This window comes from Rossellomorea sp. FS2, from assembly GCF_047915635.1.
GTDB lineage: Bacteria > Bacillota > Bacilli > Bacillales > Bacillaceae_B > Rossellomorea > Rossellomorea marisflavi_A.
The window spans coordinates 575,988-576,308 of record NZ_JBLRVS010000004.1; the positions used below are offsets into that span (position 1 = coordinate 575,988).

1 pseudogene is annotated in these 321 nt (G+C 42.1%); it reads left to right on the forward strand.

Annotation, left to right across the window (positions count from 1 at the left end):
* Positions 1-127: 127 nt before the first annotated feature.
* Positions 128-321 (forward strand): annotated as a pseudogene (locus tag ACNA6I_RS13855) (carotenoid biosynthesis protein); the annotation flags it as partial.

The following is a 321-nucleotide window of genomic DNA, read 5'->3' on the forward strand; positions in this document are numbered from 1 at the left end:
CGGGTGGTTTGACATGCTGAAAAGGGAAAGTCCGGTAAATGAAAATACATGATGGATTGATTTCCTGAATGAGCTTCAATCCAGTCAAAAAGTGGGGATCAAGAGGATGTTTGTATTTCAGAAATATTTGTGGAAGTTCTTCTGTGTATGGTTTGTGATTGGATTGATTCTAGTCGGTTTCTCGCTCTTGCCGCCTTGGCTTGAGTGGGCAAACACGGTGTTTTTGTTTGCTTCAGGGTTATATGCATCGTGTTATCTGTGGAATGTATTGCCAAAGGGACGATTCATCATTCCATTCATCTTTTTCGGGTCCATCGCGAT